Here is an 8,736-nt window from a genome sequence, read left to right on the forward strand (position 1 = left end):
AGGGGACAGACCGTAGGACGGAGTCCGTAGGGCTGTCACCGCACCCGACAAACAACCGCCCGCCGCAGGCGAAACGGCGAGAAACACACACGGCGCCGCAGCCGACAACGTGGTAGGCAAGCAAAGCGCAGCGGAAACCACCCAGTGGGGGACACGTGAGCCGACCGTCACCATCACGACGCGCACTGCTCGGGACCGCCGGGGCGATCGGCGCGGGGGCGGTACTCGGCGCGGCCGCGCCAGGGCGGGCCGCGCCGGGCCGGGCCGCCCGACCGGCACGGGCGGTGGCCGACGACGTCGCGCCGGTGCGAACCGCACTCGCGCGTCTGCTGCCCGGCCACGCCGACCAGTTCGCGCCGGTGTCGCTCGTCCCCGACGGCGACACCGACCGCTTCCGGGTGACCGGGCGCGCCGGCCGGATCACCGTCGCCGGGACGACGCCCGCGGCGGTGCTGACCGGCGTCAACTGGTATCTGAAGTACACCTGCCGGGCGCATCTGTCCTGGGCCGGGGAGCAGCTGGAGCTGCCGGATGTGCTGCCCGCCCCGGACTCCCCCGTCGAGCGCGGCACCTCGCTGCCGCACCGCTTCGCGCTCAACGACACCCACGACGGCTATACCGCCCCGTACGCGGACTGGCCGCGCTGGGAGCGGCTGATCGACGTGCTGGCGCTGCACGGGGTGAACGAGGTGCTGGTCACCCCGGGGGCCGAGGCCGTCTACCACCGGCTGCTGACCGACTTCGGCTACTCCGACGCCGAGGCCCGCGGCTGGCTGCCGGCGCCCTCGCACCAGCCGTGGTGGCTGCTGCAGAACATGAGCGGCTACGGCGGGCCGGTGAGCCACCGGCTTCTGGGCAAGCGAGCCGCCTTGGGGCGGCGGATCTGCGACCGGCTGCGGGAGCTGGGCATGCGTCCGGTGCTGCCCGGCTACTTCGGCACCGTCCCCGGCGGCTTCGCCGACCGGAATCCCGGTGCCCGCACCGTGCCGCAGGGCACCTGGTCGGGCCTGGCCCGACCCGACTGGCTGGACCCGCGCAGCCCGGTCTTCGCCGCGGTGGCCGCCGCCTTCTACCGCCATCAGGAGCAGCTCCTGGGCCCGGCCGATTACTTCAAGATGGATCTGCTGCACGAGGGCGGCGACCCGGGGGACGTGCCGGTGCCGGAGGCCGCGCGCGCGGTGGAGAAGGCGCTGCGCACCGCCCGTCCCGACGCCACCTGGGTGATCCTGGGCTGGCAGGACAACCCGCGGCGGGACCTGCTGGACGCCGTCGACCACGACCGGATGCTGATCGTGGACGGCCTCAGCGACCTGGACACCGTCACCGACCGCGAACGGGACTGGGGCGGGGTGCCGTACGCCTTCGGCTCCATCCCCAACTTCGGCGGCCGCACCACCCTCGGCGCGAAGACGCACATCTGGGCCGAGCGCTTCACCGCCTGGCGTGACAAGCCGGGCAGCCGGCTCGTCGGCACCGCGTACATGCCGGAGGCCGCCGAGCGCGATCCGGCGGCCTTCGAGCTGTTCAGCGAACTGGCCTGGCGGGAGCGCCCGGTGGACCGGGAGGCGTGGTTCGACGGCTATGCCGACCTGCGCTACGGCGGTCGCGACGACGAGGCCCGGGCCGCGTTCGCCGCGCTGCGCACCAGCGCGTACCAGATCGCCAGCCAGGACGGCCGTCCGCACGACTCGGTGTTCGCCGCCCGCCCCAGCCTGGCCGCCCGCTCCGGAACCACGTACGCCACCCACTCCCCCGCCTTCGATCCGGCCGCGTTCGACACCGCGTTCGCCGCGCTGCTGCGGGTGCGCCCCGCGCTGCGCGGCGGCGACGCCTACCGCCACGACCTCACCGACGCCGCCCGCCAGGCCCTGGCCAACCGGTCCTGGCAGCTGATCGGGCAGCTCCAGGACGCCTACCGGCGCAAGGACCGGGCGGCCTTCGGCGCGCTGTCCGGACTGTGGCTGCGGCTGATGCGGCTGAGCGAGGAGGTCACCGGCGCGCACCGGCGGTTCCTGCTCGGGCCGTGGCTGGCGGAGGCGACGGCGACGGCGACCGGCGAGGAGGAGGAGGAGGCGCGGCTGGAGCACAGCGCCCGTGCGCTGATCACCACCTGGGCGGACCGGCCCAGCGCCGACGGCGGCAAGCTCGCCAACTACGCCAACCGCGACTGGCACGGCCTGATCGGCGATGTCCATCTCCCGCAGTGGCAGGCGTACTTGGACGAGCTGGCGGACGCGCTGGCCGCGGACCGGCCGCCCCGGACCTTCGACTGGTACGCCGTCGAGGAGCCCTGGACCCGCGAGCGCAAGAGCTATCCGCTGCGCCCCACCACCGACGCCCACCGCACCGCGCGCCGGGTCCACGACGCCCTGGCCAGGGCCCCGTACCAGGGCACGGTCACGCTCACCGCCGCTCCCGAGGCGCTGCCGCCGGGTGGCCGCGCCACGGTCACCGCGGCGCTGCGCAACGTCAACGGGCTGCGGGCGACCGGTCGGGTCGACTTCGCGCTGGACGGCCTCGACGCCACCGCCTCGGGCCCGGTGTCCCTGCCGTCCGTCCCGCCCGGCGGCACCGGCCGGGCCCGCTGGCGGGTCACCGCCCCGGCCGGTCCGCCGACCGCCCCGCTGCGGCCGCTGCCGTACGACCTCGGCGTCGCGTACGGCCCCCGGGGCGAGCCGCGGGTGCGGGCCGAACGGCACGGCACGCTCTTCGTCGCCGGACCGCTCGATGCGGGGCTGGCGACGGTGACGACGAACGCCGCGGTCTTCGGCCAGCTGGACGACCGCTTCGCGATCGACGGCGCGGGCGCCGATCTGTGGAAGGCCACCGCCGAGTTCGGCGCGGTCTTCCGGCCGGGCGCGCTGGCCGCCGGCGGATCGGTGACGGTCGAGGTGACCGGACAGGACGCGACCGGCCCCTGGGCCCGCGCCGGCCTGATCGTCCGCAATCGCCTCGCCCCCGCGCCCGCCCCGGGCTCTCCGGGCGGGCTCGGCTTCCTCAACCTCTCGGCGACCCCCGGCAACGGCGTCGTGCTGTCCTACGACGCCGACGGCGACGGGGCCCTGGACACCTACCGGCGCCTGGCCGGCGTCACCGCACCGGTGCTGCTGCGGCTGCGGCGCGGCGCGGACGACGGCCCGCGCACGGGTACGTACACCGGGTCCTGCTCCACCGACGGCGGTGCCACCTGGCGCGAGATCGCCACCGTCGCCGTCCCCGGAGCGGCCCCGCGCCAGGACACCGGACTGCACCAGTGCGCCGCCAACTCCGCGTCCGGACAACGCGGTACGGCCGAGTTCCGCCGGTGGAAGCTCACCTGACCATTGCGTACGCTGACCCGCAATGGTCCACGAGCGAGGGGAACACGGTATGAGTGCCGCAGCCGAGAAAGAGTGGCTCTACGCCCTCGACATCACCGACGCCACCTGGCAGCGCCCGCCGGGCGACGCCAAGGAGGCGGTGGAGATCGCCTTCCTGGAGCGCGGTGCGGTGGCCATGCGCAACTCCATGGACCCCGATGTGGTACTGCGCTACACCGAGGCGGAGTGGCGGGCCTTCGTGCTCGGCGCGCGGGACGGCGAGTTCGACCTGCAGCAGTAGCGGCGCCGGCAAGCCCGCCATGCGGCCACCGCGGTCGGTCCACCGCGGTGGCCGCGGCCATGTCCGGCGGCCCCCAGGGCGCCCGGTCACATCGGTGACCATCGCAGGATTCACTCGTTTCACCGAACGTGAAGCAGCAGCTGCAGGCGTCCTCCCCCCGTCCGGACCGCTCCGACCCCAGCGGCCTCGCCGACCTCGGTGATGTCATCGACGTCGAGCAGGCCGAGGCGGCGCTGGTCGAGCACTACCCCCGGCTGGTCCGGCTGGCCTATCTCGTCCTGCCGCCCGGCCGGAGCCGCAGCCGCCGGGTGCTGACCGCGCACGGCGTGGTCCAGCGCGCCCTGCCGCGCCAGCGCGCCTCCGCCGGCGGCCTCGGCCTGCCCACCCAGCGGGCCGGTACGGAAGCGGCGATCGACCCCGGCTACGCCTTCGTGCGGCTGCGGGTGCTGCGCGCCGCGATCGCCGCCGGGCGCGCCCGGCGGCTGCCGATGCCGCCGCCCCTGCTCCCCCAGGTCTGGGGCCTGAGCCTGTTCCCGCGTTCCGGCGGCGCGGACGAACTCGCCCTGGACCAGGCGCTGGCGGCGCTGTCCGGGCCGGGCCGGGCGGCGTTCGTGCTGCGGGATCTGGAGCGGCTGAGCGCGCCCGAGGCGCGCCGGGTGCTGGAGGCCGCCGGGGTCGCCGACCCGCGTGACGCACTGGACGAGGCGGAGGAGGCCGAGACGCCGGCCGGCAGCCGCGACCGGTCGCTGCTGGAGTCACCGGAGTTCGACGCGTGCGCGCTGCAGGCCCGGCCGACGGATCTGATCCGGCGGCGGCAGCACGGCCGCGCGGTGCTGGCGGCGGGCGCGGCGGTGCTGGTGTGCGGGGCGCTGCTGGGGCTGCCGGGCGACGGCTGGGGCCCGGACGGCGCGGCCGCCCCGGAGTACGCGCGCAATGCCGCGTCCGAAGCGGCCCTGGACCCCGGCAAGTTGACCGTGGCGTCGGCGTCCGCCTGGCAGACCGCCGCCCGCCAGGACTTCGCCGCCTGGCCGGCCCGCGGCGACCGGGTGCACGACAAGGCGCTGCTGCGCCGCGCACTGGCCGTATGGGCCAGGCCGGGGGCCGGGGTACCGGTCTCGGCGACGCCCGGCACCCCGGCCGGTCCGGCCGCGGGGCCGGCCCAGCTGCTGTTCGCCGGCGTGGTGGACCACGCGGTGGTGGTGCTCTTCCACGACGGGCTGCGCGTGGTGCGCTACGCCGAGTCGGCGGACGGCGAGGGGCAGTCCGAGGGCACGGGCGCGGCGCTGGACTTCGCCCGCACGGACGGCGCGGCGGCCGACTCGGCGAGCGCGCTGGTGGTGAACCGCACCGAGGGCAACGTCCGCTATCTGACGGCACCCTGGGTCAAGCGGGCCCGGCTGGTGGACCTGCTGAAGCCGGACGCGGCGGGCGAGGCCACCGCCATCGACGCGCACGGGGTGACCGCCCCGGTGCCCGCGCCCCGGCCCGCCGAGCAGTGCACGACCTGGCCGGCGCTGCGGATGGGCGGCCGGCTGCTGACCGATCTCGGCGAGCTGACCCCGGCCCGGCTGACGTACGGCACCCCGCGCAAGCCGGGTGAAGTGGCCGCCCCGCAGGCCAGGACGGCCTGGGCGCGGACGGCCTGCCAGCTGACCGCGGTCCGCGGGCAGGGCGTCCGCACGGTGAACTCCTGGGAGTTCGCCCGGCAGCCGCTCCCCGGCGGCGCGGGCGAAGCGGCCTGGCTGTGCACCCGCGCCGAGACCTGGCGCGGCCCGGGCAGCCGGACGACGGCCCAGATCCAGCCGCCGGCGGCGGGCGACCGGCCGTATCCGCCGGGCGTGGTGGCGGCCCGCGCCGAGGGCGGTACGGCCTGCGGTCCGCGGGCGCCCCGCGCGCTGGCCGGGGTGCTGTGGAAGGGCGCGGACGGCCGGCGGTGGCTGCTGGCGGCGGGCAGCGAGCAGATCGCGTCGATCGGCGTGACCGGCGGGGTGCGGGGCCAGGCGCCCGGCCGGCTGCTGTCGCTGCCCGCGAAGGCGGGCCAGCGGGCGGAGCTGGCGGGCCGGCTGGTCAACGGCAAGAAGGTCGGGCCGCTGGGCTGACGGTCCCGGCGGGACGGAGGACGCACCGCGGTGCGTCCGCCGGGAAATTGGTCGAGCTTTCGCCGTCCGAGGGGTATCGGCATTCCTTACCCGTCAGTACATTGACGCCATGTCTAATACGGCCTCGCTGCGGCCCCAGGCGGTCGCGTCCGAGCACATCCCGCTGAAGCCCCGCAACGTCGCCTTCGACTGGGCCGACACCCCGCTGCACTGGATACCCGGCGATCCGGACAGCACCCACACGATCAATGTGCTGCATCTGCTGCTGCCGGCCGGCGAGCGCTGGTTCGTGCGGGTGTACAAGCAGGTCCTGCCCCATATCCGCGACGAGCGGCTGCGCGCGGACGTCATCGGCTTCATCGGACAGGAGGCCATGCACGCACAGGCCCACGACGCGGTGCTGCCGCACCTCAAGGAGCGGGGGCTGGATCCGACCCCGTACACGGCGCAGGTGGACTGGCTCTTCGAGAAGCTGCTCGGCGACCGGACCCTGCCGCCGGGCCGGGCCCGCAAGTGGTGGCTGCTGGAGCGGGTCGCGACGATCGCCGCCATCGAGCACTACACCGCGTTCCTGGGCGACTGGGTGCTCAACGCCGAGGCACTGGACGCCAAGGGCGCCGACCCGATGATGCTCGACCTGCTGCGCTGGCACGGCGCGGAGGAGGTCGAGCACCGGTCGGTGGCGTTCGATCTCTTCATGCACCTGGACGGCGGCTACCGGCGGCGGGTGCGCACCTGGGCCATCGCGTTCACCGCGCTGGTGTTCCTGTGGCAGCGCGGCACCCGCTTCTTCATGGAGAACGACCCCTCGCTGGTCGACGGCAGGGCCAGCTTCCGGGAGTTCTTCCGCGCCGGCCGGCAGGGCGTACTGCCGACCGCGGGAGCCATGGCGCGCTCCATCCCGCAGTACCTCAGCCGCACCTACCACCCCTCGCAGCACGGCAGCACCACGCAGGCCGTCGCCTACCTCGCCGGATCCCCCGCCGCGACCGCGGCCGAGGCCCGCACCGCCGGAGGCGCCTGAGATGCCCCGTATGCGGACGTTCGTGATAGCCGGTGCGGCGCTGCTGGTCACCCGGAGGGCACTGCGCCAGCGCGTCAAGCAGTCGCCGCTGTGGCCGATGCCCGCACTGGAGGAACCCGTCTCGGGAAGGGGCCGCGACGCCGCCGGCCAGGGCTCGGGCGTACGGCAACTGACCGTCGTGGAGCGGACCGCGGAGGCCGAGGGGGTCGTACGGCTGCGACTGTCGGGCGCGGACCTGCCGGCGTGGGAGCCCGGGGCGCATCTGGACCTGGTGCTGCCGTCGGGGGCGGTACGCCAGTACTCGCTGTGCGGGGACCCCGCGACACCCGATACGTACACCATCGCCACCCGGCTCATCGAGGACGGCCGGGGCGGCTCGCGCGAGGTGCACGAGCTGTTGCACGAGGGGGCGGTGGTGCAGGCGCGCGGGCCGCGCAACCGCTTCCCGCTCCACGACAGCCCCGCCTATGTCTTCATCGCGGGCGGCATCGGCATCACACCGATCCTGCCGATGGTCCGGCAGGCCGAGCGCGAGGGCGTGCCCTGGCGGCTGGTGTACGGCGGGCGGTCGCGGGCCTCGATGCCGTTCCTGGCAGAGATCGAGAAGCTGGCGGGGGCCGGCGCCGACCGGGTCACGGTGGTCGCCGAGGACGAGGACGGCCGGCCGGACCTGGCGGCGGTGCTCGCCGGTGCGCCGCGGCACGCGGCCGTCTACTGCTGCGGGCCCGAGCCGCTGATGGCGGCGGTCGAGGCGCTGCTGCCGACCGTGTCCGAGGGCCTGACGCTGCACACCGAGCGGTTCGCCCCGGTCGCCGACGCACCGTCCGGCGAGAACGTCCCGTTCGAGGTGGAACTGCGCCGCACCGGCCGTACGGTCGCCGTCGCCGCGGACACCAGCGTGCTGCGGGCCATCCGCGACCAGGCGCTGCCCGATCTGCCGTACTCCTGCGAGCAGGGCTTCTGCGGCACCTGCCAACAGCGGGTGCTGTCCGGTGAGGTCGACCACCGCGACGAGCTGCTGACCGACGCCGAGCGCGCGGACTCGCTGCTCATCTGCGTCTCGCGGGCCCGGAGCGGGGGGCTTGTGCTCGATCTATGACGACTTCGCCTCGGCACACGATTCCGCGCCGCGCCCCGGATGGTTAGGCTGGTCCGCATGACGACCGGGGCGCGCCGCAGGATGGGCGTCGAGGAGCGGCGTGATCAGCTGATCGCGGTCGCCCTCGATCTGTTCAGCCACCGTTCCCCCGAGGACGTGTCGATCGACGAGATCGCCGAGGCGGCCGGCATCTCGCGGCCGCTGGTCTACCACTACTTCCCGGGCAAGCGGCAGCTGTACGAGGCCGCGCTGCGCAGGGCCGCCGAGGAGCTGACGGCCCGGTTCGTCGAGCCGCACGAAGGCCCGCTCGGCGCCCGCCTGTTGCGTGTGATGGAGCGTTTCTTCGACTTCGTCGAGGTGCACGGCCCCGGCTTCTCGGCACTGATGCGCGGCGGTCCGGCGGTCGGCTCGACCCGGGCGAGCGCGATGATAGACGGCGTCCGGCAGGCCGCGTACGAGCAGATCGTCGCCCATCTCGGTGTCCCCGACCCCACCCCCCGGCTGGAGTTGGTGGTCCGCTCGTGGATCTCGCTGGCCGAGACCACGGCGCTGCTCTGGCTGGACCGACGCGGCATCCCCCGGACCGAGCTGGAACGCCAGCTCGTCCACGATTTCGCTGCGCTGGCTGCGGTGAGTGCGGCGTACGACGACCGGATGGCGCAGGTCGTCCGCCGGATGCTGGCCGATGAACCGGCGGACGGGATGTTCGCGGATCTGGTGGGGCGGCTGATGGCGCTTCCCGCGCCCGTCCGCGCATAGCTGCGCTTGGCTTGCCTCCCACGTTTTCGGCTTTCCCGCCGTGGTGGTTTCTCGCCGTTGCGCCTGCGGCGGGCTGGGTCCGCTGCGCGGGGCTGTTCGGGTGCCGGTGTCGGTCCTCCGGGGCTGGGTGTCCGGACTGCTGCGCTTTACGTCCG

At 74.9% G+C, this 8,736-nt stretch carries 6 protein-coding genes; all 6 read left to right on the forward strand.

The window, feature by feature from the left end:
* The first annotated feature begins 185 nt into the window (after positions 1 to 185).
* The 6 genes from ACZ4NB_RS38520 to ACZ4NB_RS38545 all read left to right on the forward strand — a co-directional run bounded on the left by ACZ4NB_RS38520 (position 186) and on the right by ACZ4NB_RS38545 (position 8,581).
* Positions 186 to 3,320: an alpha-N-acetylglucosaminidase gene (locus ACZ4NB_RS38520; protein ID WP_467667722.1), complete on the forward strand. Its 3,135-nt coding sequence runs from the start codon at positions 186 to 188 to the stop codon at positions 3,318 to 3,320.
* 49 nt (positions 3,321 to 3,369) lie between these two features.
* Positions 3,370 to 3,600, forward strand: a complete 231-nt coding sequence (locus tag ACZ4NB_RS38525; protein ID WP_467667717.1) for a DUF397 domain-containing protein — start codon at positions 3,370 to 3,372, stop codon at positions 3,598 to 3,600.
* Positions 3,601 to 3,728: 128 nt separating this feature from the next.
* Positions 3,729 to 5,699, forward strand: coding sequence for a hypothetical protein (locus ACZ4NB_RS38530; RefSeq protein ID WP_467667718.1), 1,971 nt, complete (start codon positions 3,729 to 3,731; stop codon positions 5,697 to 5,699).
* Between the two features lie 109 nt (positions 5,700 to 5,808).
* Entirely contained in the window at positions 5,809 to 6,723 is a 915-nt protein-coding gene (locus ACZ4NB_RS38535; protein WP_467667719.1) for a metal-dependent hydrolase, read from the forward strand.
* Between the two features lies 1 nt (position 6,724).
* Positions 6,725 to 7,822, forward strand: coding sequence for a PDR/VanB family oxidoreductase (locus tag ACZ4NB_RS38540; protein ID WP_467667720.1), 1,098 nt, complete (start codon positions 6,725 to 6,727; stop codon positions 7,820 to 7,822).
* Positions 7,823 to 7,879: 57 nt separating this feature from the next.
* The gene (locus tag ACZ4NB_RS38545) at positions 7,880 to 8,581 is read left to right on the forward strand and encodes a TetR/AcrR family transcriptional regulator (protein ID WP_467667721.1); all 702 of its coding nucleotides are present in this window, start codon (positions 7,880 to 7,882) and stop codon (positions 8,579 to 8,581) included.
* Positions 8,582 to 8,736: the final 155 nt, after the last annotated feature.

This window comes from Streptomyces sp. NPDC026575, from assembly GCF_055567415.1.

Bases quoted from the DNA above. Each gene is read 5' to 3' on its own strand.
- ACZ4NB_RS38535 (WP_467667719.1), top strand. From the start codon at position 5,809: ATGTCTAATACGGCCTCGCTGCGGCCCCAGGCGGTCGCGTCCGAGCAC.
- ACZ4NB_RS38525 (WP_467667717.1), top strand. From the start codon at position 3,370: ATGAGTGCCGCAGCCGAGAAAGAGTGGCTCTACGCCCTCGACATCACC.
- ACZ4NB_RS38545 (WP_467667721.1), top strand. From the start codon at position 7,880: ATGACGACCGGGGCGCGCCGCAGGATGGGCGTCGAGGAGCGGCGTGAT.
- ACZ4NB_RS38540 (WP_467667720.1), top strand. From the start codon at position 6,725: ATGCCCCGTATGCGGACGTTCGTGATAGCCGGTGCGGCGCTGCTGGTC.